This window comes from Plantibacter sp. VKM Ac-2876 (assembly GCF_015350715.1).
In the GTDB taxonomy this organism is placed as follows: domain Bacteria; phylum Actinomycetota; class Actinomycetes; order Actinomycetales; family Microbacteriaceae; genus Plantibacter; species Plantibacter auratus.
This window is the reverse complement of sequence record NZ_JADKSI010000003.1, coordinates 278,447-303,365: the sequence shown is the minus strand read 5'-3', so window position 1 is coordinate 303,365 and position 24,919 is coordinate 278,447. Positions and strand designations below refer to the sequence as shown.

Here is a 24,919-nt window from a genome sequence, read left to right as displayed (position 1 = left end):
GCGTCCGTCGGCGCTGGTCGGCCCCGGGTTGCATCACGTCGAGGTATGGCTCGCGGACCTGGAGGCGGAGCGGGCGGGCTGGGCCTGGCTGCTGTCCCGTGTCGGCTTCTCCCAGGAGAGCGAATGGCCGGGCGGCGAGTCCTGGGAGGCCGGCGACAACTACGTCACGCTGACGGCGTCGCCGAACCTCAGTGCGTCAACGCATGATCGGCGACGGCCGGGCGTGAACCATCTCGCGTTCCGCGGCGGCACGCGGGAGGCTGTCGACGCGATCATGGCGGCGGGCCCCGAGCACGGCTGGCGGCCGCTGTACCAGGATCGCTACCCGCACGCCGGTGGCGAGCAGCACTACGCGGGCTGGCTCGAGAACGAGGCGGGCTTCAAGGTCGAGGTGGTCGCGGATCCTGGTCTCAACGGTTCGCGGGCTGACGACGTCTGAGCAGCGCCGCCCGTGTCTCGATGCTGACGATCGCGATGATGACCAGGCCGACGCAGCCGAGCCCGGCGATGGTATTGCCGCTGAGCAGGAAGATTCCGCCGAGCCCGAGGCAGACGAGCAGGAGATCGTTGAAGGCGCCAACACGAGAGGCGACGTTCCGGTCGCGCACCACACCTCCCGACTTGACGACGCGATTCCCCGCGAGGAGTTGCTCCCGAAGCATCCTTGAGCCAAGGCCTGCCGAGATGACTATGACCGCATAGACGGCGCTGACGATCGGGCGCGGGACCTCCTGCCAGATAACCGTCTGGACAACCCACGTGAGCACGATGGCGCCTGCCACGGCGGCCGTGAAGATGTACCAGGGCTTACTCACCAGACTCCTCCCCCTCGCTGCGGATCGGCCGATACCGGCGACATCTCATCGACGCTTGGCGCGGGGGAGAGATGCCGTCAACGCGCCGGTGGCATGAGCCAAACGTGGCTTCTCTGGGATCCGCTGCGAGATGCGATCGTGCGTCCTCAGAAGTGAGGGGTTCCGAGATGGAATTTAACATTCTACATTCTTGTCACGGCCAAATCGGTCGATGAAATCAAGGGAGTGAGCATGAACACGATGAAGCGCAGCATGATCAGTACCTGCACGGGCCTCGGCCTGGCGGCAGCCCTGACCATCACCAGCGCGATGAGCGCGGGAGCGACGCAGCTGACCGACGAGGATCCAGCTCACTCGTTGAGCGCCACGACACAGGTATCGGAAGACGAGGCTCTGGTCGACGTCAGCCCGAGCGACGTCGATACTCAAGCCGTTCCCGTCATCGCGATCATCATCGCCGTGATCGCCATGGGTGGGTCCGCGCATGCGATGGGAACCGAGGCAGCGCGGAAGGCCTACTACGCGGGCCTCCGCAATGCCGAGTACCAATCGATCAAGTGGACGGTGCGTGCAACCGTCGTGACCGCCCTCGGCCCCGCACTCGGTGGCACGTTCATGGTGGGGTTCGAGAACCAGTTCTACGCGATGTCATGAGGATGTCTCCGGAACAGATCAGGCGGATGCTGATCGTCATCTCGATCATCTTCGCGGCCTTCGCCCTGACGACCTCAGTCGGCGAAGACGGCACCCCCGGAATCGGCATCGCCATGGCTGGGGCACTGACGCTCCTGGCGATCATCGCTGCGCGATCAGGTCCGCCGACGCGAGAGCGTGATGCCGCGCCGACGGAACAAAACGCCGAACGAGGGGCGTGTTCCGCGGGCGGTGCTCCCACGCGGTGAGACGACTCATCTGAGCGTGACCGACACGTGACGGTGCGGCGAGCGACCGGTCGCTCGCCGCACTGCCGGAACGTTGCAGGATCAGCTTGCGCGCTGGGCCATCGACGGCCACACGAACCCCAACACCAGCGGGTCCACTCGGAGTCGGTGGCCGGTCGCCCCGTCACCGCTTGCCGAGATAGATCTCACTGGCACAGAGCGCAGCGACCTCTGGAAAGGTGAGGCCCGATTCGGAGGAAGCGAGCTCTGGCACGCACAACATGACCTCCATCGGCTCGATACCGAGCTTGTCGGTGACAGCGAGGACCGAACTCCAGGCTTTGAAGGAGTTGTCGGTCGTGACCGGCGTACCGGTTGCGACCAGCGCCGCGGCAGTCGCCTGCTGCACTCGTTCGTAGGAGTACGAGCCGCCAACCACCTCGCGTGCTTGTTCTATCGGATCATCTGCAGCCTGCATCGAAGGGCCGTCAGCTGGCGGCGAGTGCATCGACGACTGGCCGTCCGACTGGACGGCTGGAGGACGCGCTCCGCCCACGACAACGCTGACGACGACGATCGCGCCGATCGCCGCGATGATCGAGCACGCGATCAGAAACTGCCCCGCCGTGGTTTGCGTGAACTTCATCGGCGCGGGTGGGTCTCCCCCGGAATCCGTTTCGGGTAGCGGTTCATACATGCGGAGCTCACCCTCCATCGGTCAAGTCGGAGTGGTCGATGCTGGCCGGGAGATGCCGGGCTCGTCGATCCACCTTGCGCTACCCTCCCACAACTCGGGCGCGTGACCCATTCTGGGACTGATGACCCCCGCCCCTCCCCCGCCAGACTGTGCTTGGCCCGCTCAGCGAAAGCCGCATTCCACCACCCGCTCACAACCGCGTTCGGGGTGTCCAGTTCCATCCCGGCATCGCTGGGCTATGAGGAGAACCACGTTGAACGCAGAAATCGAATCTCCCTTCAGTCTCGCCCTGACGACCGCAGCTCGACTCCCGGGCGTCAGAATCGACAGGGAGCGTTTCTTACGCGGCGCGCTCACACGCCACTGTTCGGCAGAGCAGCTTGAGATTGCGGTCAGAGACACCCCCACGGCAGCCGGCATACCTCTCGAAGTTCTGAGTAAGGCGGCCGATGCGTCCATCAACTACGAAACAGCGAAAGTGACGGGCGTCTCAGCTGTAGCCGGCATACCTGGAGGGTTCGCACTCATCGGCACCATTCCCGCGGACTCGGCGCAATACTTCGCCCACATCCTCCGCATTGCTCAGAAGCTCTCGTATCTGTACAGCTGGCCGGACCTCCTCTCTGATGAAGGCGAAGACCTCGACGATGCGACGAGGGGCCTGCTCACGCTCTTTGTCGGCGTCATGTTTGGAGCCCAGACCGCAAATGCCGCGGTCTCTAAGGTCTCGGTGATGATGTCGGAGCAGGTGATTCGCAGACTGCCGCAGCAGGCGCTCACAAAAGGAGTTCTGTATCCCGTCGTGAAGACAGTTGCCCAGCATCTCGGAGTCCAGATGACGAAGCAGGTGTTCGCGAAGGGCGTCGCCAAAATCATTCCGGTGCTCGGAGGCGTTGTTTCCGGCGCCTTCACCCTCGGCACTTTCCTGCCGATGGCGAAACGGCTCAAGAGTCATCTTCACGGCCTGGAGTCCGCGCGTCCGCAGCAGCCTGAGGCTGTGATCATTGCGGAGAGAAGTGTGGTTGTGCTCTAACCCCCTTCCGGAGAAGCGTCGATCACACCTGGGCTCGCTGCCACTGCTATCCGGACTTCAGTAGCCTTGCGAACAGGGGGCAGCATCGAGGCTGCTCCTTCGGACGGTGCGGCACGAGCAGCACGGGATTGAGGAGACACACTTGCCTACTATCAACTCGGATGCCGCCAGAGCTCGTTTGGCGCTGGAAGTGCTTGCATCGGCTGGCGCGCCGCTGACGAGGGCCTCGATCTGGCGAACAGTGCTTGAGGAGATGCCCCTCACGCAGGCCGAACGGGAACCGCACGCAAGTGGAGTCACTCGGGGACAAACAAGCTGGGCCTGGACCACGGCGGAGTTCGTGAAGGCAGGGTGGCTGGTCAAGGGCGGCGCCGCGGGGTGGAGCATCACCTCAGAAGGCATGGAGGCCCTTGAACGTGAGCCCGATGCAGATGCTCTGCGTGCCGAGGCGCGTGCGCAATACACCGCTTGGACGAAGAGTCGAGATTCGAAGCGTGCGTCGACACTCCACACAGGAATCGTCCCTCAGGACGCCGCCCAGGAGGAGGTACTTCGGGCGGCTCGACTGTTCGTTGAGCGTGGACTGAGTGCCGGTGAATCCGTATTTGCCCCAGGGCGATCGATCTGGAACCGGACGGTGGTAGCCGAGCTGGTTCGGGAGTTCGTCGAATCGGACGGAGCTGTCGGAGATGGATTTGTCGGGAAGATAGCCGCCCAACTTGCCGACGCCAGCGACGATGCCAAACTGCTCATGGCGGAGTTGGTTACCTTGCAGCTCTTGCCAGCATCGATCACCGCGATCGGTGAAAAGAAGAAGCGCGAGCGCGTCCAGGAAGTGCTCGGTTTCATGACACACCCAGTACAAATTCCCTCAGAGATCGATCAAGCGTTCAGCGGCGGATCGTTTAATCCCGGAACTCGCATGTCTAGTGCGCTCGGTGCTGCGATGACGGTGATCGTCAACTTTCTGGAAGCCTGGGTGGAGCTCGATGGCGACCAGCATGAAGCACTACTCGGCGATGCGTGGGCGATGCGAGACCTGGTGATGGGTACGCCGGGAGAGACCTTCCCCTCGCAGCGATACGCGCTCCTCTACATGCTCCATCCAGACGTGTTCGTCAGCGTTGTGTCCACGAAGCACAAGACCGCGATACGAGACGCCTTCATTGGAGAGATCGGGGGCACGGCATCTGACGACCTGGACCGGGATCTCCTCGGCATCACCGTTGCCCTACAGGTCAAAGAGAACGGCCCAGTTCACTTTTACTCTGAACCGCTCAAATCTCGCTGGATTCCTGCAGCGGACACGAAGGTAACGGATGAAGGATCCTCACCGGACTTCGAGACTGACCTACCTGTCGATCCATCACCCGATCGGCCACGCTTCCCCCGGGCTTCAACTGAGTTCGCTTCGAGTCTCCACATGGACGCGGAGTGGCCACAGATGGCACTTGACCTTCTTGAGCGGCGCCGACAGATCATCCTCCATGGGCCCCCTGGCACGGGCAAGACCTTCCTCGCTCGGAAGCTCGCCGACCACATCTCGGTGGGCGGCGAGTCATTGCTGGTGCAGTTCCACCCCAGCTACTCGTACGAAGACTTCGTCGAAGGCTTCCGGCCGCGGACCGAACATGGAAATCTCAGTTACGAACTCAAACCAGGGCCCTTTAGGCGCATCGCCGCGGAAGCACTCAAGAACCCCGACCGCAATTACGTCCTCGTGATCGACGAGATCAACCGTGGCAACCTCCCGAAGATCTTTGGCGAGTTGTATTTCCTCCTCGAGTACCGGGAGCAGCGGATTGCGCTCTTGTACGGAAGCGACTCGAGCTTCTCCTTCCCGGAGAACGTCTACATCATCGGGACGATGAACACCACAGACCGTTCTATTGCTCTGCTCGATGCCGCGATGCGTCGAAGATTTGCGTTCCTGGAGATGCATCCGGACCTCGAACCGACACGGAGCGTCCTCCCACGGTGGCTCACTTCGCGCGGGCTGCCACAGGAGGCGGGCGTTCTGCTCCAAGCGTTGAACGCTCGAATCGTCGACCGATCGGCGAGGATCGGACCGAGCTACCTCATGCCATCGGACGGTGACCTCTCGGAAGCGCGACTCACCGAAATTTGGCGCCACGAGCTACTCCCTCTCCTGGAGGAGTACCACTACGGAGAAGGGCGGAACATCGAGAGCGAGTACGGGCTCGCCGCCCTTCGGCGAACAATCCATCCGGTCGCCGGCGAGTGAAGACGCTACGTCGTATTGACCTGAAAGAGGCTTCCCCCGGCGTCGATGTGGCGCTGACGAACGGCGAAGCTGCCGAGGTCGCACGACTGCAGATCGCGACGGTCGCACCAATCGGCGATGGAGAGTGGCGAGTGTCTGCCGTAAGGAAGGTAGGCGTCATGCAGGTGGGCTCCGTCGAACTGCGGATCGAGCCGAAGGTGCCGCTCGACCGATTGTTCTTCGTGCTGTCGCGAACTCTCGGATGGGACGCCTGGCTCGACGAAGATGCACAACTCTCCTCTGTCGATGACCTGTACCCGGCGATCGCCGCCCTGTTCGCGCGAAGTGCGGAGCGAGTCTTGGATCGAGGGATAATTCGCGATTACAGGGAGACAAGAGCGAGCGAACCTCAGATCCGCGGCCGGTGGTTGATCTCCGAACAGATTCGAACGCGCCAGGGGCTGCCTCTTCCAGCCGAGATTGTGTTCGACGACTTCACCGTCGATGTCGACGAGAACCGCATGCTGCGATCTGCGAGCCAACGTTTACTCCGTCTGTCGGGTACGAGCGCCGAACTCCGTCGGCGGCTCCGCCGAGTTGAATCCGCGCTGAATGATGCCTCTTCACTCGTTCGCGGCACCCCCGTCCCAACACCGGCGTTCACCCGTCGAAACGCGCACTACCGGGACGCGGTCGGACTCGCGAAGCTCATCCTGGAGGGTGCATCACTGGATCACGGCGTAGCGACAATATCTGCGGCGGGCTTCCTGTTGAACGTTGCGACGCTGTTCGAACAGTTCATCGCAGTCGAACTCACCCGCGCAGCAGGTGCCGCGGGCGGCACGATCCAGGCGCAGCGGAGCGACCACCTCGACCATGGCGCCCAGGTCGTAATCAGACCCGACCTTGTCTGGCTTGACGATGGTGTGGTGGCCGCCGTCTTCGATGCCAAGTACAAGGCGGATCGCGATGGCCGTCATCCGAACGCCGACATTTACCAGATGCTCGCCTACTGCGTCCGACACGGCCTGCGTGCGGGGCACCTCGTGTACGCAGCGGGCAATGAGGAACCAGCGCGCTACATCGTCGAACAAGCAGGTGTCACGATCATCTGCCACGCAGTCGATCTCGACCAAACCCCCCGCGACATCCAACAGCAGCTCGATGCGATTGCGGCCAATGCGCTCGCGCTTGACGATTGACGCGATGGCGGAAGGATGGATTCGAAACGACGTCCGGTTTAGTGTCGACGAGAGGCAGGTGCGGAGAACCGCATTACGCGGTTGCTGAAACTATCGTCTCTCCGCTTCGCGCCAACCGACCGGACGCCAGCCCGAACTCGAGGGCCTCGTCGAGGCGTGCTCCGATCGAGGCGGTGACGCGCTTGCCACCGAAGATCGCGAGGGTCTCGCGGCGGAGTTCGTCGGGCGAGAGGCCGGCAGACTCCTCCGCTGCGATCGCCATCGCGTTCGCGATCTCCACCAGGGAGATGTGCTCGATCGCTCGGGCCGCTTCGGCCGAGGACTGACGGGCTCCGCGCCAGGTGAGTGGGTCGATCGACGTCGGCCAGGCGAACGGCTCGTCTGAGCGACCCAGCAGCTCGGACGGGACCTTGTCGAGGATCGACTTCGCCCGCGAACCCACCACCCGGTCGAGACCGAACGCACCCGCGACCAGCTTCGCCAGACGCGCCACGTGGATCGGCCCCTCGGCCTCCACCGCCGCACGGATCGCGCCCTGCACCGCGACGACCGACTGCCGCCCGGGCAACCGGTCGAGTACTTCGATCCCACCCAGCGTGGGTGCGTCCCAGGGCTGGTACTCCGAGAGCTCCGGGTGGCGCGCGGACGTATCCGCCACCGGCGCCGCCTCCACGGTCTGCGCCGAACCGACCTTGCGGTCGCGGAACTCCGACAGGGTCTCCAGCGACGCCAGCCGCTCCGACCACTCGCGCACGCGGGCGCTGCGAACGGGTGCGGGCGCATCCGAATCATCGAGAGCGACATCGGCCTCATCGGCAGCCGAGGCAGCAGCCGCATCCGACTCCGCACCAGCCGACACCTCCGGCACCGCACTCCCCACAGCAGACCGCTCAGCCGCAGCCTCGACCGCCGCGACCAACCGGTCCAGCACCTCCTCGCGGTGGTGCAACCACTCCGGCAACCACACGCGCTCGACGCCCGGCCACCGCATCAGGCCACTCAGCACTTCGATCGGCAGTCCGTCGCGGTCTGCGACCGTCCGACGCTCACGCCACGACGCCCCGTCGAGCAGCACCGCCACCAGCGGACGATCGGGCTCCGCCTCCGTCGCGATGCTGATATCCACACGGAAGTCAGACAACCCCACATCCGTCCGCACGGCGTGCCCGGCGTATCGGAGCTCGTCGGCGATCTCATCGCGGTGGCGGTCGATGATCGCCTGACGACGACCGTCCTCACCGGCCGCCTCGCTCCCGCGCTGCGCCAGCTCCAGGTACGCCTTCAGGTGCTTGATGCCGATCGACGAGGTCTGTTCCGCCCGCAGCTCCGACGGGTCGAAGCTGGCGAACAGCACCACCTGTCGCCGCGCCCGCGTCACCGCGACGTTCAACCGTCGCTCTCCGCCAGCGCGCGTGAGCGGACCGAAGTTCAACGGGATCACGCCCTTCTCGTTCGCACTGAACGCGATCGAGAACAGGATCGTGTCGCGCTCGTCGCCCTGCACGTTCTCCAGGTTCTTGACGAAGAGCCCGTCCTGCTCGTCGAGCGCCAGCGCGATCCGCGGGTCGGCACTGTCACGCAGCAGATCCTCGATCAACGTCCGCTGCTGCGCGTTGAACGTGATGACCCCGAGCGATGGCGTCTCCTCCGGCGATGCCTCGAAGCGCCTCGAGATCTCCTCGACGATCGCCTGCGCCTCCACCGGGTTGGTCCGCAGCGACTTGCCGCGTCCGCCCCGCTCGAATTGCCCGTCGAGCCGCACGAACGCCAGCCCGTGACCCGCAACGCCACCGTCGCCCGCACCCGCGAACGGCGCCGGGAACGACGACAACTGGCTGTCGTAGTAGTGATGGTTCGAGAACGCGATGAGCGACTCGTCCTGGCTGCGGTAGTGCCACGACAGCCACTTGCTCGGCACCCGCGCCTGCACGCACTCGGAGAGGATCGACTCCTCGTCCTGCAGCACCTCGCTCGTGTAGTCGGCGTCGTCGTCGATCGTCGCGCCGGCCTCGGCGAACGTCGTCGGCGGCATCTGCTTGCTGTCGCCAACGACGACCACCGAGCGCGAACGCCCCATCGCCCCGATCGCGTCGGCGACCCGGATCTGCGACGCCTCGTCGAACACGACGATGTCGAACAGCTCGGCAGCGGCCGGGAAGAACCGCGCGACCGACTCCGGGCTCGCGAGTGTGCACGGCATGATCTGCGTGATGAGCTCGCCGAAGTTCTCGAGCAGCGCGCGGACGCTCATGCCGCCGCGCTGACGGTCGATCTGCCGACGGAGGCCGCCGACCTGACCGCTCTCAGACTGCGAACTGAACGTCCGCAAGCCGAGCACCGACGCCGGGATCGCCCGCGGCAGCTCCTCACGCACAGCCTTCACGCTCGTGGTGAAACGGGTGACGCTGCGGTTGTGGGCGGTGGCGTCGAAGGCGTCGAGGGTGGTGGTGCGCTCGCGCTCGTCGATCGACGCTTGCGCGAGGCCCTTCTCGAAGGCGAGTGTCGCGTCCTCGGTCTCGATGCGACCGGCGAGGATCGCGGCACGGACGTCGTCGAGCCCATGGGTGCGCAGCGGTTCGATGACCCGCACGAGGTCGAGCCAGCGTTCGAGGACGACGGGCTCAGCGGCGTCGAGACGGCGTGCGTCGCGTGTCGACCACCAGGCTTGCAGGAAGCCCTCGCCACCCGACCACGCCGACAGGCGCTCGGTGCTGACGGACGCGGTGCGCAGGAAGTCGCTCCAGGTGCTCGCAAGCGTCGTCAGCGCCTGGGCCGCAGGCTGCGACGGCTGGGTCGTGGCGTAGTGGTTGCGGACCGCGGTGATGAACGCATCGTCGGGGGTGCCCGGCGGGCGGAAGCCCTCCGACAGCCAGCGGTACCAGCCGAGGAGTTCGCGGACGGGCTGGGTCGGCTCGACAAGGGGGTTCCAGCGGTCGCCGACGAGCGGCAGGGCGGTGGACCGGAGCGTGCCGCGGAGCTGGACGAGACGGTCCTGCACCGCCTTCGCCTCGGTGAGCTGCGGCACGAGCTGCTTGACCTTGAACGAGGTCGCGTCGACGGCGAGGACGTCACTCAGCTGGGCGAGCGCGGCCCGGAGCCGCTTCTTGCGACCGAAGAAGCTCGACGCGGCAGCCTGCTCGGCGGCGTGGAGCGGGCCGGCGATGTCGCGGTCGAGGATGGCGGGCGTGAAGGTCGAGCGCCACTCGGCCTGGGCGTCGCGGAGCTGCTCGGCGGCGGCGAGGGCGTCGTCGAGCCGGGTGAAGTCCTCGGGCCTGGTCCCCGCCATGAGCGCGCCGATCGGCAGACGCGGTGCGGCGACGGCGGTCGACCAGAGGCCGAGCAGGTCGGGGCGCGACGCGAGGCGCAGGGCGTCCATCGGGAGGCCAGCGTCGAGCGTCGTCGCAAGAGCGGCGTCCAGTGCGCGTGCGGCCTGCTGCACGGTCGCGGCGTCGAGCCCGGGAGCCGACGGGCCATCGAGGAACGCCCACGGGTGCGTCGTGCTCGGCCGCGCGAGGTCGGAGCGTTCGGGCAGATCCCGGAACACCTGCCGCAGCTCCTCGAACGCCTCAGGCGTGCCGGCGGCGACGAGCTGCTCGGGGATCGCCATCGGGACGAGGTCGTGATCCATCGCGAGCAGGCGACTCCGCGCGGAGTAGAGGGAGAAACCGGCGGCGTTGACCTCGTGGAGGCGGTCGGCGTATCGGGTGAGGGTGCGGAGGCCGGACTCGGACAGCTCGCGGTTGGTGCTCAGCGCGTCGATGTCGGCCTTGGTGCGGAGGTCGAGGCCTGTCTTGATCTGCGCGCGGACGACGTTGGGCCTGGCGCCCTTGTCGTGGAGGTCGAGCGAGAACGCGCCGAGCCCGACGTCTTCGAGTCGCTGTTTCACGACGTTGAGCGCCGCACGCTTCTCGGCGACGAACAGGACCTTCTTGCCCTCGGCGAGCGAGCGGGCGAGGAGGTTGGTGATGGTCTGCGACTTGCCGGTGCCGGGAGGGCCTTCGAGCACGAAGGTGCGGCCGGCGACCGCTTCGGCGACGGCGTCGAGCTGGGAGGAGTCGGCGGCGACCGGGCAGTCGAGGCCGAGGCGGTCGAGGTCGGTGTCGGTCTGCGCTGGTGTCGGGTCGGCGTAGGCCTCGAGCGGCGAGTTGATGAGGTGGTCGACGAGGCTGTTGGACGCGAGGGTCTCCCAGTTCTCGTCGAGGTCTTTCCATAGCCGGTACTTCGCGAACTGGAGGATCGACAGCGACGCCGTCTCCTCCACGCGGAACGGCAGGCCGGCGTCGAGGATCGCCTGGCGCACGGCGGTGAACGCGGCCGGGAGGTCGATGCCGGAGCCGTCCTCGACGGGGTTCGCGAGTCCGGGGATCTCCAGGCCGAAGCTCAGGCGCAGCTTCTCGAGGAGGCAGTAGTTGGGCGTGGAGGAGCCCGACTCGTCGAGGGTGAGGCGGTAGGACGAGCCGCGGCTCGTGGTCGTGAGCGTGACGGGCACGAGCACGAGGGGTGAGCGGAGGTCACGGTCACCGAAGCGCCAGCTCAGCATGCCGAACGCGAGGTAGAGGTTGTTGGCGCCGGTCTCCTCGACGATCGTCTTGGCCTTGTAGGCGAGGGCGCGGAGCTTCGTCGGGTAGGCGGCCTCGGTGACGTCGATGAAGGCGCTCTTCTTGTCCTCGAGGAAGGTGATGCGGTCGCTCTCGGCGAGGTCGCGGCCGAAGCGGATGCCGCGCTGCTGGTCGATCGTCGCGACGCTGTCGGAGGCGACGAGGGTGAGCGGAGTGCCGTGGTTGATGCTGTCCTCGAGGCGGCCTAGCGCTGGGCCGGGGACGGCGAGCTCGAAGCCGGAACGGTCGGTGTAGTTGATGAGCTTGTTGCGGAGGCTGAGGTCGAGGAGGGCGTTCTTCCAGGTGGAGACGCGCTTGGGGACGTCGGGGCCGTGGCCGGCGGCGGTCGATTCGGCGGTGGCCGGGGCGTCCTGGGTGAGGGCGCGGGCTTCGGGTGCCTGGTAGAGGGTGACGACGGGTTCGCCCTCGGCGTTGATCCGGCGGCTGGGCAGCGGGTAGATCTTGCGGAGGCGGGCCTGGACGACGTCGGTGATGCCGATGAAGTCGTCGAGCGAGCCCGCGAGGTGGTCGGTGTGGGGCCGGCGGGAGGCGTCCGCGAAGGTGGCGGAGGTGCCGGTGAGCATGGTGGTCTCGACGACGCCGATGCGGCCGAGTTCGAGGGAGTTGACGGCTTCGGAGACGTCGGTGCTGGCGACGACGTCGAGGGTGGTCTGGACGCGCCAGTAGCCGAGGAAGATGTGGTCTTTCAGGAGCCAGAGGAGCGGGTGGATGCCGATGGCTTCGAGGACGGACGCGAGCAGGATGGTGGTGTCGAGGCAGGTGCCGAGGTGGCTGGAGAGGACTTCCTCGGGGGTGCGGACCTTCTGGCCGCTCTGGCCCCAGCTGGCGGGCGGTTCGGCGTAGCGGATGTCGCGGGCGCGGGCGGCGTCCCAGACGGCGGCGACGATGGCGTCGATGCGGGCGGGGTCGTCGAGTTGGTAGGTGGCGAGGGAGCTGTTGCCGGTCTGCTTGTCGAGAAGGTCGGAGACCTCGAGCATGAGCTCGCTGACGACGAGGGCGTTGGGCTGCACGTGGGCGGCGAGGAGTTCGAGGCCGAGCTGCACTGGGGCGGCGATCCACTGGTTGGACGCGAGCACGGTGACGGGGCTCTCGACGGTGCCGAGCTGGGTGCCTACGGCGTCGCGCACGGTGACGCGGATGACGCCGGGGCGCTGTTCTTCGACGAGGAGCATGCGGCGTGGGTCGAGGAGGACCTCGGGGCTGCGGAGGAGGGTGGTGCGGTCTTCGCCGAGGTCGGCGAGGAGCACCTTGGTGTCGGCGAGGGCGCCGTCGGCGGTGACGACGTCGATCTCGACGGACGCCGCCCGGCGTTCCCCGCCGTGGTTCTCGAGGACGATCTCGTCGATCACCGCGATGCTGCAGTGCGCCATCGCGTAGCTGAGCGTCGGCGTCGCGCTGACGCGGATGGAGACGGAGGAGGGGGCTGCGTCGGACGTGGGGGCTTCGGCGCTCGGCCCATCCTCCGCTTCGCGACCGTCGGCCAACCCTGTCGACGCAACCCTCTCGGCCCCTGAGCCTGTCGAAGGGCCCATCTCGCCAACGCTCCCAGCCTCGGCCAACGCAACGCCCTCGGTCCTTGAGCTTGTCGAAGGGCTCAACACCCGCCCCTTCAACTCCCCCACAACCGCAGCCTGCTCCGCAGCCCCAACGCTCTCCAACAGCAACTGCATCGAGTCCAACGCCCGGTAGGCCGACTGCTCCGTGAACCCCGCGTTGTGCGCCCACGCGTTCCGAACCTCCCGAAGTTCGCTCGCGTACCCCCGAGCGCTTCGCGACAGCACGCGGTCGAACGGGTACCCCAGCTCCCCGATCCGTTCGGTCATCGCCCGGAGCATGAGCGACACGTCGGTCGCCGAGTACCGCCCGTGCCCCATCCCGGCTGCGCGGTCCTTCTCTTCGATCACCCGCGTCCACTCGACCCCAGGAACCGCCTCGACGAATGCGCCCTCGACGAACGGGCGAAGCCCCAACCCAAGCTGCTCGAGCCCCTGGCCGACGGCGGAGTTGAGTTCAGAAGCGTCCACGTGTGGGCCTTTCATTGGGGTGGTGCCGGTGAGTCGACGGCGGACGACTGGATTCGTCAAGAGCGTGCGATCACCTAACCGCTGCTTGTCCTACCCGCAGACACCGTGCAGCAAATCGAACTGTGGTCTGTCAGCTCACACGGTGACGGAACTTGTCCATGTACTCGTTCCGGCCATGCTCACTCTGACCCGTGAAGCCTTTGAACGCTCCCAGCTTGTAAGAAGTGACACCTGACGCAGATGTCTGCCGTTCAAGCTCAAAGTCCTGTTCGAGCACAGCAAGCCGCCGCTCAACAGCGGCATGGTTGAACTCGCTTAACGCGGCGATGAGTTTCTCTACGCTCACGAAGTCCTCTGCGTTAGCGAGAGCACGATATACCGGGTCATGCACGTCTGCGGAAAGCTCGGGCAGCTCGCCCGCGACCCCTTCGTGGTTCAGGGCGGCCCGGATCGAACGGCCAACGGCCTCGGCAACAGGCGGAGGGAAGGCGTTGCCGATCTGTCGATACTGCGACGTCTTGCGACCTGCGAACTCCCATCCGTCAGAATCCTTCCACCCCTGAATGCGAGCGACCATCGGGATCGTTAGCTTTGGAAGCTTCACAGATGGCGGTGGCGCGTCCGGGCCCGGCGCCGCATCAGCAACGCCCTTTCCGTCGACACCGAGAAGCTCCCAAGCGCGCTTGGCGCGGGTAGGACCAAGGTCCGCGCCACCGTGCTTCTTGCTTCCGCCGACAAGGGTGGGACCGATTCCGTTGGCCATCTCTACCCACGCATCCACGTGTGGCCAGCCGTTCGCGCCCATGAGGTCCCTCAGTGTCTCGCCAACTGTGACCGTGCGCGGCTCCGGCTCGGGCCACCGGAAGTATGCCGCGTCCTCAGGCCGCATAGCGACAAGGACGAATCGCGGCCGGAGCTGCGGCACCCCGTAATCGGCGGCGTGCAGCAGGCGCCAGTCCGCAACGTAACCAAGCTGCGCGAGGCGGTCCAGCACACGCTGTCGGTACCCAGAGAATCGCGCTGCGGCTAGCCCACGCACGTTCTCCAACATGAGAGCGCGAGGCTGCACTACCGCCACCTGCTCCACCGCCCAGGCGAACAGATCCCGCTCATCAGACGAACCGAGCTGTTTACCTGCGATCGAGAAGGGCGGGCACGGAACGCCACCCGCCAGCAGATCCACGTTGGCAAAATCCGCCGGAGTCCACACGTCCGCGCTCGCAACGTCGCCGACGGCAACCTCCCCACCAGAGTTCTGGCGAAGTGTCAGCGCTGCCGTTTCATCGAGCTCAACAGCGAACGCATGGTGGAACCCCGCGTTTCGGAGACCGAGAGCCTGCCCACCGGCGCCCGCGCAAATTTCGACGACTCGAAGGTCGCTCATAGTCACTCCTGCCACTCCTGCACGTGCATCGAGCGCCAGAGACCTCAACACGAGGTTTCGACGAGCACGTACCGACGATCTTAACCTGAGGCCTCTGACATCCGGGGAGGTCGCACGATCGACGGAACCACCGGCGATCCTGGCAGCAAACGGCGTCCACTCGAGCAGACGAGCAGCGGATCGCTGTCGCACTTGGTGCGTATGGTTGTTGACGGGCAGGGGGCTGCGCTGCCGATTTACCAACAGATGAGGGGCTAGATGACTCTGAACGGAAACTCACTTTTCGCAAGCGCTCGCCGAGAGTTTCACGCAGGCTTGCTCGCCGGCGGCGTTCTCAGCATCAACGGTAAGGGCACGCCAAGTAACGCCGACGGCAGCAACAGAACGAGTATCAGGTACGCCACCGCTATAGCGGAGATTCTCGAGGTCGAGACCATCCGCGAACGCCTCGCAGGGCAGACCTCGGGGGGCGAGTTCGAGCAAGCCACTGCGAACTTCCTCGCGGAGACCTTTCCCCAGCTTGACATGCTTCGTCCCGGAGATTGGCAAATCCGGAAGGTCGGTGGCCGCGGAGCCGCCGCGCAGGCATCGGTTTACGAGCAATACGCGCACTTGGTCGAGCTGGACGCCGCTGTTCGGGCAAACCCCCAACTTCGAGCCGTTCTCGGTAACGGGTACGCGATCGCACCGGACATTGTCGTATCGAGGGGACCTGTCGGAGATGACCTCATCAACGCTCGGGAGTACCTCGTCGATGAAACGGTGGCACTTCATTCCCCGCTCCGTGAGCGCAATAACCCGTACCTTCGAATCCTGCACGCTGTGGTGTCATGCAAGTGGACTATTCGAAGCGATAGAGCACAAAATTCAAGATCCGAGGCACTCAACCTAATTCGGAACCGGAAAGGCAGACTTCCCCATATCGCTGTCGTTACGGCCGAACCCTTGCCTTCGCGAATCGCTTCCGTAGCCCTCGGGACTGGCGACATAGATTGCGTCTACCATTTCGCCCTGCCGGAGCTCATTCGGGCCGTCGACGCGGAAGGACACGGAGATGCGACCGAGTCTCTACATATGATGATAGAGGGCAAGCGCCTTAAAGATATCGCCGATCTACCGCTCGATCTAGCGACGTAGTCGGATAGCGAATATCAAAGACTGGGATCAGCGCCCCTAACCCCGAACGTCTCGGGAAGCATCGAGGAACATTGGAGTCAGGCTCCCCCGGATCATTCCGCCAGCCGCCCTGCTCTATCGCGCTCCTCTCCAGCGACAGGTTCATTCAGCCGATGACCTGGGGCAAGTGACCGTACGACCGACTGGGTGAACGAAAATACAAACGCCTGCCCCCGCGAGTTAGCGGGGCCATCACCGGGCTCAACGCTGCGCTCGCCACCGCAAGAAGCGAACGAGCCGCGAACTTCACTGATTCCTGCGCCCAACTACTGAAATCCTGTCAGACGACCACCTTTACACGAGCGGATGCGCTAGCGTCGGGGCAACGAGCCAACCACTCGCCTCAAAACGCAATTTTCGGGAGTCTGGAAGCGAATGTCTGAAACCGAGCGCTCTGCCGCGGACAACGACCTCCGAGATCAGATTCTCGACAGCCGGAACGGCGAACCAGTACATACCGCGCTGGAGACCGACGCTCAGGTAATCGCCCGCGTCACCGATGGCATCTACAGCCAGCCGGCCTCGGCATTTCGCGAACTCATATCTAACGCGTACGACGCAGACGCGACCGAGGTCGTCATACAGACCGATCGCCCACGATTCCAACGAATCACTATCAGCGACAATGGTAACGGCATGGGGCCCGAAGCAGTAGCCCATCTCATCCGGCACATCGGCGGAAGCGCAAAACGGTCAGCCGAAGGCGTCGGCCTTGGAATTACTAAGAGTATCGCTGATCCGTCCCTGAGCCCGGGCGGACGCAAGCTCATCGGGAAGGTCGGTATCGGCCTCTTCTCTGTCAGTCATCTGACTCAGAGCTTCCAGATCATCACGAAAGTAGCGAACGAGTCGTGGAGAACTATCGCGTCAATCCGACTGCGGCAATATTCAGAGGTTCAAGATCACATCGAAGGGGATCCCTACGAAGCTGGACTGGTTACGATATGGCAGGAACCGGCTAGCGACGTTGAGGCAAAGGGCACAACCATTGTGCTCAATGGACTGAAACCGGCGGCGCGAGACACCCTACGCAGTTCTGCGACGTGGTTGGGTGTTTCACGTGGCATGCATATTCCACCCCGATACCACGTAGGAGCCGTGGCCTCCGGACGCGAATACGAGCTTGCAGCGGGCGAAGCCAGCATGCCGAGCCTGCCCTGGCAACCAGGGGACGCTCCGGACGTCGCGTTCGCAAGCTTCGTCAACGCTATTGGAGAGCCAAACGCTGGTGGGCAGCGCAATCCGCAGCTGAATGACCTACTCGACTACTACCTTAGAATGGTGTGGCAGCTCAGCTTGGCAGCGCCTCTGCCATACGTAGATGAGCATCCATTCGATTCAGTTCTAAGTGAATCACGACAGTACATTCTCAACGGACCAGGTCCGACGAGCGTGAGTGAGCATACCGGCAGCGGACCACTTCGCGAGGCCGCCGGCTGGCCCGCCAGAATCGGGGTGGCGGAGGATTTCAAGGTTATCTTCGATGATCTAGAACTTCGGCGACCCCTAAAGTTCTCTGGCCTCGCAGAGACATCGAACGCAGTCAAGACGCCGATGATCTTCGCCGGTCACTTGCGTGATGAATTTTTGGACCTGCCGGTCGAGAGCACCGGCGGCCCGCTTGAGTTCTATGCATATTTGATGTGGATGCCCAAAGTTATCCCCATAGATGATGTGGGAAGCTTGATCCGCATACATGGAGCTAGCGGTTCTGGGTTCGATGAGACGTTCCTCAAGTATCAGGTTGCCGAAACGACGAGACTGAAGCAGATTTCATGCGAGATATTCGTCGTCCAAGGCCTCGAAGGCGCACTGAATATTGACCGGGAGTCCTACAACTTCTCCCACACCCATGTAGTTCGACTTACCAGCTGGCTCCATACCGCCTTAAGTCGCAGTATCGGCACTCAGAAGAGCCTTGCCAATGTCATTCGGCGCAACCAGAGAGACAGTGAAGCCGATCGACAGGTTGACGTACTCGAGAGTATAGTCTCGGATTTCTGGCTAGAAACACTCGGCTCAGATGCAGATAGCCCAGTACCTCCTGTCGTCTGGAGCGATAGTGGGTCGAAAGTAGCTGATGAACATCAGTCGGATGCCATTCGCCTATCGCGTGAGCATGTGCTCCGCGCGACCGGCGCATCGAAGAGGCTGCAACGAGCGGAATCGCAGATGGGTGCCATTGCACAAGTTCTCGCCGCGATGAATCTCCTGGAAGACCTCGATGAACAGCAGGTCGAACGCCTAATGGCTCAGCTCGCGAAGATCGTGATGGTCGACGAGTGAGCAGCATTGAGACAACTCAGGACGAATTTCCGCTCCCGCTTGAGGTCGACTACGAGGGCACTGCACTCACCTACGAACACCCTGACCGCCCCGCCCGAAACACGTTTCTCGCATGGCACCGGCCGCGCAAGCAGTATGTCCGCCAGAAGCAGTGGACAAATGCTGTGCTAGATGTTATGAGCGGCCGTAATGTCGATGAGAGGCTCAAGTATGTTGGCCTCCCGGGGATCGATCTACTGGATATTCGCCAGCTACTGCGGACCGTGTGTGAACCAACTAGTCGGAAACTGCAGTACATCGGCTTTGATCTTGCAGCTGGCAGTGGCTCGGGTGACGGCACTGAACTTAACATCTCTCAGAGCGAGCTCGATGCTCGACCGTCGGTCTACCAGCCGTCGGGTGTCAGACCAGATGACTTGCGGTACCTCAGTAAACGCACGACGAGTGCGTGGCATGCAGTGAAGAGCTTCGGCCACGTCGACGTGGTCAACTTCGATCTAACCACGACGCTCTTCGATGGCGGTCCGGACGAACCCGACTCCTATCTCGGAGCCCTGAAGGAGGTGGTTGCTCTTCAGGCGGGTAACCCGAACCCCTGGGTGCTTCTCGTGACGACCCGTGTCGATCGTCAGGACATGCGAGATTCGGCAATTCGTCCGTTGCTCGAGCGCTTCCGCGGGTCGATTGACAGCTGTCCCGATTTAGCGGAGGCGATAGGCCTTGCCGGTCTCACGGTGCCTGATGAAGAGTCTGCGGAGGCTTGGGGTGACGACGCGCTCCGCGTTAGTTCGCTCACTGCGACGCTTCAATGGATACGTGGTCTGCTCAATAATGGATCCCTATCGGCAAAAGTCCGTTTGACCTCGTGTTTCGTGTACACAAGCTTTGAGACAGCCGGCGTTGTGGATATCGCCAGTTTGGTCATTCGAGTAGATCGTAAGCCCACAAACTTGGTGGATAGCGTTTTTTCGGGTCCAGATCTGGTTCAAGGAGACTCCGGGCAGGATCTGGGCGCATGCTCGGCGACGACCGCGGATTTCACGCGGATTGCGAAAGCGGTCGATTTGGATCTTCTTTTAGAGGGCGACTCAGGTCTTCGTACTGAGATGCAAGATCTATCGGCAGACTTGCTTGCTGAAGCACGCTATTCCAAGCACGATTACCGAGTTTGGGTGAATTCGTCCCGTTCGTGAATACGTTCTAAAGTGGAGAGTGTTGCACATTGCAACGTGTTCGATCCTGGGACAAGCGGGGCATCGGAGCACCGCGTCTGGGTCACTCTTACCCACCTCAAGGGGGATCGGCACTCTGATAGCAAAGGACGAAAGGTAGCGCGCAGACTGAATGCCACGCCTTGGGGGCAATGCAGTCTTCATTGTGGCCGCGGTTTGAGCTGCTGTTCTCAGAGCGTGCGTTCGCCGCGCGCCGCGCGTAGCAGCTCAAGGTAGAACACTGCGCTCCACATCTAACAACGCATCCACGGACCCCACCTTGGCAACGAGCGCATCCCACCCACGCTCCCCCGCGACCGCGGCCTCACCGTCGGTGAGCAACCGCAGCGTTCGCACGTGCCCAACCACCTGGCCGGCTTCGTTCCGGATCTCGTCGAAGGACGCTCCCCAGCGCGACGGGGTCACCAACAGTGCGGAGATCTCCGTTCCATTGAGGAACGGCGTCCCGTTGCGCCACGGTGCGAGCACCGGTGGCACCCGTCGGTTGGTGGCGATCTCATTGATCACAATGCGCAGCGCGACCATCGCGGCACCCTGCTGACCGTCGATGACCTCCACCGCGAGCTCGATCCGCTCGCCGGAGTCGGTCGCGAGCCGTGACACCCCGGAGGTGAGGATCGTTACCGGTCCATCCTCAGGGCGCTTCTCGATCACCATCACCGACCCACCGATGCGGTCCTTGAACACCACCGGGTCCAAGCCGAGGGCGTCGAAGATGTGGAGCGGGAAGGCGTCTTCGCCCGGGACGAGAGGGACATCGCTACTCATGCGCAGAGCCTAGCCAGGCGGGTGGTCGGCGAGCCAGAGGGCAGGCACCGAATCCGGCGGATCACACACGAGCCGACCTGCCCTACGGCATCACCGGCAGCGCCCCCGAGGCGTGCTTGCTCAACGTCTTCACCGACTCCTCGAAGACCGCGCGGTTCTCAGCCGGCAGGACGGACAGCATCAGGCGCTCGATGTTCCGAGCATGCAGACCAGCAGCCTCGACGACCGCCCGCTCACCCTCCGCCGTCAGCTCGATGAGCTGCACCCGGCCATCCTCGGCAGAGGCCCGGCGACTCACCAGCCCCTGCTCGACGGCGCGATGCACGAGCCGCGTCGCCCCACCGGAGGTGACGACCTTCGCCTGCGCGATGTCCCGCACCGACAGTCCACCAGCACCGGCACGACCGACGATCAGCAACAGCTCGAACAGCGAATGGCTGAGACCGGTCTGCTCCTCGAGTTCCTTGCCCAGCAGGTACTCGAGGCCGTTCGCCGCACCCAGCAGACGACCGAACACCAGGATGCGGGCATCACTCGCCGCATCCTTCGCCGAAGCGAACTCGTTCTCAGTCGTCACGTCTCCACAGTAGACGCCGGGGACAGGCCGCCGATCGGTCGGGAGATCTATGTCCAAAGATCGGGAATAGCTGACGAGTCAGCTTTTGTTGTACCGTCATGTACGCCGCACCGCGGCATCGACTCGGGCGCACCGAGCCTCGTCCAACCGAAGGATCCACCACCATGACGCTCAACTTCGACGTCTTCGACCTCGACTTCCCCGCAGGTTCGAAGAACAAGTCCGCCGTCCTCGTGACCGGCGAAACCGAGGCGCTCCTCGTCGACGCCGGCTTCACCCGTGCCGACGGCCACCGCCTCGTCGCAGCCATCCTCGACTCCGGCAAGACGCTCACCACGGTGTTCGTCAGCCACGCCGACCCCGACTTCTACTTCGGCCTCGAGGTCGTCGCGGACGCCTTCCCCGACGCAGCACTCGTCGCCACCCCCATCGTCATCGAGCACATCAACGCATCGTTCGACGGCAAGCTGACCGCCTGGGCCTCCCTCGGCGCCAACCTGCCCACCCGACTCGTCCCCCTCACCCCGCTCAGCGGCGACGCACTCGTCGTCGACGGCCAGCGCCTCGAGCTCAAGGGCGCTTCAGCCGCCCTCCCGGACCGCCAGTACCTCTGGAACGCGGAGCACCGCGCCATCCTCGGAGGCGTCCTCCTCTTCCAGCAGGAGCACGTGTGGACCGCCGACACGGCGACGCCGGAACTCCGCGCAGCGTGGATCGAGCTCCTCGATGAGATGCAGGCCCTCGACCCGCAGCTCGTGATCGCCGGCCACCGCCTCCCCGACACCGCGAACGACGCGACCGCCATCGACTACACGCGCTCGTACCTGCAGGCGTTCGAGACGATCGTCCCGGCGTCCGCCGACGGCGCTGCCGCGACGCAGGCGCTCGTCGAGCAGTACCCGTCCTCGGGCATGCTCATCGCCGCGCAGATCGGCCCGAAGGTCGCGAAGGGTGAGATGACATGGGGCTGAACGAGACCACCACGACCGAGCCGTCGTCGGCACCACGGGACGTCGTGCGGAGGCAGTACCTCGCCTCCGCCGCCGGCGACCTCGACGCACTGCGGGCGACCCTCGCCCCCGACGTCGAGTGGACCGAGATGGCCGGCTTCCCGCTCGCCGGCACGTACCGGACGCCGGAGGGCGTCACGAGCAACGTAATGGAACGACTCGGTGCGGACTGGGCCGACTGGACCGCGCACGACGACACCTACGTGGTCGACGGCGAGAACGTCGTGGTGCTCGCCCGGTACACGGCGACGCACCGCGGCACGGGCAAGGAGCTGAACGCCCGGGTGGCCCACCACTTCGTCGTCCGCGGTGGACTCATCGTGCGCTTCGAGCAGTTCGTCGACACGGCCCTCGTCGGCGACGCGAGCAGGTAGCGCCGGGCGCGAGCAAGCGAAGGGGCGGGGCTGACATGCCCCGCCCCCTCGCCATCGGCTTGGACCGCGAACCGAAGACGGCAGTGATCCAGAGCGTCGACCTCGGTACGGTGGAACCAACGCAGCAGAGAGGCACCACGCGCATGTCCACTTCGAACCAGCCGCCCGCCCAGAACCAGCCCTACCCGCTGCCGGTGCCCGGCCCGGCTCCCGTGAAGACCGGCAAGCGCGGCAATGGACTCGGCATCGCCGCACTCATCGTCGGCGGGTTCGCGCTCATCGGTGCGTTCATCCCGATTCTGAACTACGTCGCCGGATTCGTCGGACTCGTCGGCCTCGTGCTCGGCATCATCGCGCTGTGCCTGAAGAACCGGAAGAAGGGCTTCGCCGTCACCGGCACGATCGTCTCGGCTATCGCGATCGTCCTGAGCATCATCCTCGCGATCACGTACACGGCAGGGTTCGCCGGACTCGTCAGCGACGCCGTCAAGACCGCCGAAGCGAAGTCCTCCGAGGCCGCCAACAAGGAGATCTCCGTCGTCTACGAGGTCAACGGCACCGCGACCGACGCCTCCATCGTCTACTCCACCTACACGGCCGGCACCAACGGCACCGAGCAGTCCACCGGTCAGGCGCTCCCGTTCATCAAGGAGCTCACCGTCAAGGCAGGCAGCGACACCGACTTCACCGCGTTCTCACTCGTCGCGACCAATGGCGCCGAGGACACCGGCTCCGTCACCTGCAAGATCACCGTCGACGGCGACGTGGTCGCCGAGCAGACGTCGACCGGCGCGTATGCGTCGGTCGCATGCTCCGCGTCAGGCGTCGATGGGGTGACGGAGAATAAGTAGTCGATACCGCGCACCTGCGGTCGAGCGCGTCGACCCCACGACTGAACATCGTGAGGCCGGCAGCGTGCCCGCGGACTGACAGCCCCGTCAAACGGCGCTGCAAAGCGAGGTCGCGAACGCAGGACCACGCGGACCCGATCCGATGCCAGACCAGGGGATACCCCCCTCCGCGAACTTGGTCGCGTGCCCTACATTGGAACCGATGTCCCCCACAGTGCGGACATCACACTGAGTACGCAGGGGGCCTCGCGGCGCGAACCTGACTCCGCCGCTCCGCCCACCGAACACTCGGTCGACGTGTGCCTTCTCGAAAGCATGAACATGACGCTCGTCCCGCAGCAGCCCGGACACATCCCGGCCGGTTGGTACCCGAACCCGCAGCGACCCGGTCAGCAGCAGTACTGGGACGGCACCGCCTGGACCTCAGCCGTCGCTCCGCTCGCTCCGACCGGGCCGATGCCGATGCCTCCCGCACCGCAACCGTACGGAGCGCCCGCTGCTCCGGCCGCGTATGTGCCCATGCCCTACAACCATCAGCCGTACCCGGCACCGGTCCCGTATGCCCGTCCGCTCAAGGAGAGCGGCACCGGCTACCTGCTGGCGATCCTCCTCGGCGGCTTCGGTGCGCACCAGTTCTATCTGGGGAACGTCGGCGCCGGCATCGGCTTCATCGCGCTCTGGTGGGGCGGCTGGGCGCTGAGTGTCTTCGGCATCGGCTTCGTCGCGATCCTCGCCGCCTTCGTGTGGTGGATCATCGACCTCTGCACCATGCAGTCGCAGGTCGACACCGCCAACCGACGCCTCATCGCGTACCCCTACTGACCCGCTCCGCGTCCGGCTCGCGCACGCAGCACTGACCAGGCGCCCTCACACTCGCTTCCCCGCACCACCGACCGACGCCAGCACGCCGGCCGACCACACCGCAGAAAGGCACCACCACCATGTCCTACCCCGAGCAGCCTCCGTCGCCACAGGAGCCCTACGGTCAGCAGCCGTACGGCCAGGCACCCCAGGGCCAGCAGCCCTATGCCCAGGCACCCTACGGCCAGCCCGGTTTCGGCCACCCGACGCCGCCACCCGCGAAGACCGGCAACGGTCTCGGACTCGCCGCCCTCATCATCGGCGTCGTCGCGCTCATCGGCGCGTTCATCCCGTTCGTGAACTTCGTCTCCGGCTTCCTCGCCTTCGTCGGCCTGGTGCTCGGCATCATCGCCCTCTTCCTGAAGAACAAGTCGAAGGGCCTCGCCATCGCGGGCACGGTCTTGTCGCTCATCGCGATGATCCTCAGCATCATCCTCGCGATCACCTACACCGCCGGGTTCGCCGGTGCCGTGAGCGAAGGCATCAAGACCGCGCAGGCGGAATCGTCCGCTGAAGCCGACCGCGACGTCACCGTCGTCTACGAGGTCACCGGCACGTCCGCCGCATCGTCGATCACGTACATGACGTTCACCGACGGCAACAGCGGCACCGAGCAGGCCAACGACCAGGCGCTCCCCTTCACCAAGGAGTTCACCATCAAGGCCGGTGGCACCTTCGACTACAGCTCGTTCTACGTCATGGCGATGAACGGTGCCGACGACGCGGGTGACATCTCCTGCAAGATCACCGTCGACGGCAAGGTGCTCGCAGAGAACACCTCGACCGGCGCGTACGCATCGGCGTCGTGCTCGGCCTCGAGCATGGACCTCAACGAGTAGTCACTTCACCCGTCGTCGTTCAGGACCCCACCAACCCGCCCCGGCCGGTTCGTGGGGTCTTGTCGT

20 protein-coding genes and 1 pseudogene are annotated in these 24,919 nt (G+C 64.7%); 14 read left to right on the top strand and 7 right to left on the bottom strand.

The annotated features are described in order from the left end of the window. Positions 1-13 precede the first annotated feature (13 nt). Complete coding sequence (locus ITJ62_RS19065; protein ID WP_228498615.1) at positions 14-439, top strand: VOC family protein; 426 nt, start codon at positions 14-16, stop codon at positions 437-439. Here the strand turns inward: ITJ62_RS19065 and ITJ62_RS13930 are convergent. Next, a complete protein-coding gene (locus ITJ62_RS13930; protein ID WP_194603303.1) occupies positions 411-815 on the bottom strand; it encodes a hypothetical protein in 405 nt (134 codons plus the stop codon). The genes ITJ62_RS19065 and ITJ62_RS13930 overlap by 29 nt on opposite strands. A 231-nt stretch (positions 816-1,046) precedes the next feature. Between ITJ62_RS13930 and ITJ62_RS13925 the strand changes: the two genes are divergently transcribed. Continuing rightward, on the top strand, positions 1,047-1,469 hold the full coding sequence (locus ITJ62_RS13925; protein WP_194603300.1) for a hypothetical protein: 423 nt from the start codon (positions 1,047-1,049) through the stop codon (positions 1,467-1,469). Positions 1,470-1,495: 26 nt separating this feature from the next. Then, positions 1,496-1,717, top strand: coding sequence for a hypothetical protein (locus ITJ62_RS13920; RefSeq protein WP_194603297.1), 222 nt, complete (start codon positions 1,496-1,498; stop codon positions 1,715-1,717). Positions 1,718-1,880: 163 nt separating this feature from the next. Here ITJ62_RS13920 and ITJ62_RS13915 read toward each other — a convergent pair whose 3' ends face one another. After that, positions 1,881-2,342 (bottom strand): hypothetical protein, encoded by a 462-nt coding sequence (locus ITJ62_RS13915; RefSeq protein WP_194603294.1) that lies wholly within the window; start codon positions 2,340-2,342, stop codon positions 1,881-1,883. Positions 2,343-2,646: 304 nt separating this feature from the next. On the opposite strand from ITJ62_RS13915, the gene ITJ62_RS13910 reads away from it, so the two are divergent. From ITJ62_RS13910 to ITJ62_RS13900, 3 genes are all read left to right on the top strand, one after another. Beyond that, positions 2,647-3,426 (top strand): hypothetical protein, encoded by a 780-nt coding sequence (locus ITJ62_RS13910; protein WP_228498496.1) that lies wholly within the window; start codon positions 2,647-2,649, stop codon positions 3,424-3,426. A gap of 142 nt (positions 3,427-3,568) precedes the next feature. Next, positions 3,569-5,671: an AAA family ATPase gene (locus ITJ62_RS13905; protein WP_194603288.1), complete on the top strand. Its 2,103-nt coding sequence runs from the start codon at positions 3,569-3,571 to the stop codon at positions 5,669-5,671. Continuing rightward, positions 5,668-6,852, top strand: coding sequence for a restriction endonuclease (locus tag ITJ62_RS13900; protein ID WP_194603285.1), 1,185 nt, complete (start codon positions 5,668-5,670; stop codon positions 6,850-6,852). Before ITJ62_RS13905 ends, ITJ62_RS13900 begins: the two co-directional genes overlap by 4 nt. Positions 6,853-6,925: 73 nt before the next feature. Here the strand turns inward: ITJ62_RS13900 and ITJ62_RS13895 are convergent, their stop codons facing one another. The 3 genes and pseudogenes from ITJ62_RS13895 to ITJ62_RS13890 all read right to left on the bottom strand — a co-directional run bounded on the left by ITJ62_RS13895 (position 6,926) and on the right by ITJ62_RS13890 (position 14,879). Continuing rightward, on the bottom strand, positions 6,926-12,955 hold the full coding sequence (locus ITJ62_RS13895; protein ID WP_370581970.1) for a DUF3320 domain-containing protein: 6,030 nt from the start codon (positions 12,953-12,955) through the stop codon (positions 6,926-6,928). A 171-nt stretch (positions 12,956-13,126) separates the two neighbouring features. Continuing rightward, positions 13,127-13,510: pseudogene (locus ITJ62_RS19355) on the bottom strand (Swt1 family HEPN domain-containing protein); the annotation flags it as partial. 115 nt (positions 13,511-13,625) lie between these two features. Continuing rightward, positions 13,626-14,879 (bottom strand): DNA cytosine methyltransferase, encoded by a 1,254-nt coding sequence (locus ITJ62_RS13890; protein WP_194603279.1) that lies wholly within the window; start codon positions 14,877-14,879, stop codon positions 13,626-13,628. Positions 14,880-15,137: 258 nt separating this feature from the next. Here ITJ62_RS13890 and ITJ62_RS13885 point away from each other — a divergent pair, with 258 nt between their 5' ends. From ITJ62_RS13885 to ITJ62_RS13875, 3 genes are all read left to right on the top strand, one after another. Beyond that, a complete protein-coding gene (locus ITJ62_RS13885; protein ID WP_194603276.1) occupies positions 15,138-16,016 on the top strand; it encodes an NgoMIV family type II restriction endonuclease in 879 nt (292 codons plus the stop codon). A gap of 414 nt (positions 16,017-16,430) precedes the next feature. Beyond that, a complete protein-coding gene (locus ITJ62_RS13880; protein WP_194603273.1) occupies positions 16,431-18,341 on the top strand; it encodes an ATP-binding protein in 1,911 nt (636 codons plus the stop codon). Next, on the top strand, positions 18,338-19,534 hold the full coding sequence (locus ITJ62_RS13875; RefSeq protein WP_194603270.1) for a hypothetical protein: 1,197 nt from the start codon (positions 18,338-18,340) through the stop codon (positions 19,532-19,534). Before ITJ62_RS13880 ends, ITJ62_RS13875 begins: the two co-directional genes overlap by 4 nt. Before the next feature lie 246 nt (positions 19,535-19,780). Here ITJ62_RS13875 and ITJ62_RS13870 read toward each other — a convergent pair whose 3' ends face one another. Both ITJ62_RS13870 and ITJ62_RS13865 read right to left on the bottom strand, forming a co-directional pair. Next, the gene (locus tag ITJ62_RS13870; protein WP_194603267.1) at positions 19,781-20,341 is read right to left on the bottom strand and encodes a suppressor of fused domain protein; all 561 of its coding nucleotides are present in this window, start codon (positions 20,339-20,341) and stop codon (positions 19,781-19,783) included. A gap of 82 nt (positions 20,342-20,423) precedes the next feature. After that, positions 20,424-20,918 carry a MarR family winged helix-turn-helix transcriptional regulator gene (locus ITJ62_RS13865; protein WP_138945365.1) on the bottom strand — a complete coding sequence of 165 codons (495 nt, stop codon included), beginning with the start codon at positions 20,916-20,918 and terminating at the stop codon, positions 20,424-20,426. A gap of 164 nt (positions 20,919-21,082) precedes the next feature. Here ITJ62_RS13865 and ITJ62_RS13860 point away from each other — a divergent pair, with 164 nt between their 5' ends. The 5 genes from ITJ62_RS13860 (at position 21,083) to ITJ62_RS13840 (ending at position 24,853) form a co-directional block, all read left to right on the top strand. Next, positions 21,083-21,889 carry an MBL fold metallo-hydrolase gene (locus ITJ62_RS13860; RefSeq protein ID WP_194603264.1) on the top strand — a complete coding sequence of 269 codons (807 nt, stop codon included), beginning with the start codon at positions 21,083-21,085 and terminating at the stop codon, positions 21,887-21,889. Further along, entirely contained in the window at positions 21,880-22,302 is a 423-nt protein-coding gene (locus tag ITJ62_RS13855) for a nuclear transport factor 2 family protein (protein WP_194603261.1), read from the top strand. Before ITJ62_RS13860 ends, ITJ62_RS13855 begins: the two co-directional genes overlap by 10 nt. Before the next feature lie 143 nt (positions 22,303-22,445). Then, positions 22,446-23,153, top strand: coding sequence for a DUF4190 domain-containing protein (locus tag ITJ62_RS13850; RefSeq protein ID WP_194603258.1), 708 nt, complete (start codon positions 22,446-22,448; stop codon positions 23,151-23,153). 321 nt (positions 23,154-23,474) lie between these two features. Beyond that, positions 23,475-23,975, top strand: a complete 501-nt coding sequence (locus tag ITJ62_RS13845) for a DUF2510 domain-containing protein (protein ID WP_194603256.1) — start codon at positions 23,475-23,477, stop codon at positions 23,973-23,975. Between the two features lie 119 nt (positions 23,976-24,094). Continuing rightward, positions 24,095-24,853 (top strand): MmpS family transport accessory protein, encoded by a 759-nt coding sequence (locus ITJ62_RS13840; protein ID WP_194603253.1) that lies wholly within the window; start codon positions 24,095-24,097, stop codon positions 24,851-24,853. Positions 24,854-24,919 lie beyond the last annotated feature (66 nt).

What these genes read in the sequence shown, in the direction of transcription:
- ITJ62_RS13925 (WP_194603300.1), top strand. Translation starts at nt 1,047, where the DNA reads ATGAACACGATGAAGCGCAGCATGATCAGTACCTGCACGGGCCTCGGC.
- ITJ62_RS13920 (WP_194603297.1), top strand. Translation starts at nt 1,496, where the DNA reads ATGCTGATCGTCATCTCGATCATCTTCGCGGCCTTCGCCCTGACGACC.
- ITJ62_RS13915 (WP_194603294.1), bottom strand. Translation starts at nt 2,342, where the DNA reads ATGAAGTTCACGCAAACCACGGCGGGGCAGTTTCTGATCGCGTGCTCG.
- ITJ62_RS13890 (WP_194603279.1), bottom strand. Translation starts at nt 14,879, where the DNA reads ATGAGCGACCTTCGAGTCGTCGAAATTTGCGCGGGCGCCGGTGGGCAG.
- ITJ62_RS13885 (WP_194603276.1), top strand. Translation starts at nt 15,138, where the DNA reads ATGACTCTGAACGGAAACTCACTTTTCGCAAGCGCTCGCCGAGAGTTT.
- ITJ62_RS13880 (WP_194603273.1), top strand. Translation starts at nt 16,431, where the DNA reads ATGTCTGAAACCGAGCGCTCTGCCGCGGACAACGACCTCCGAGATCAG.
- ITJ62_RS13870 (WP_194603267.1), bottom strand. Translation starts at nt 20,341, where the DNA reads ATGAGTAGCGATGTCCCTCTCGTCCCGGGCGAAGACGCCTTCCCGCTC.
- ITJ62_RS13860 (WP_194603264.1), top strand. Translation starts at nt 21,083, where the DNA reads ATGACGCTCAACTTCGACGTCTTCGACCTCGACTTCCCCGCAGGTTCG.
- ITJ62_RS13855 (WP_194603261.1), top strand. Translation starts at nt 21,880, where the DNA reads ATGGGGCTGAACGAGACCACCACGACCGAGCCGTCGTCGGCACCACGG.
- ITJ62_RS13850 (WP_194603258.1), top strand. Translation starts at nt 22,446, where the DNA reads ATGTCCACTTCGAACCAGCCGCCCGCCCAGAACCAGCCCTACCCGCTG.
- ITJ62_RS13845 (WP_194603256.1), top strand. Translation starts at nt 23,475, where the DNA reads ATGACGCTCGTCCCGCAGCAGCCCGGACACATCCCGGCCGGTTGGTAC.
- ITJ62_RS13840 (WP_194603253.1), top strand. Translation starts at nt 24,095, where the DNA reads ATGTCCTACCCCGAGCAGCCTCCGTCGCCACAGGAGCCCTACGGTCAG.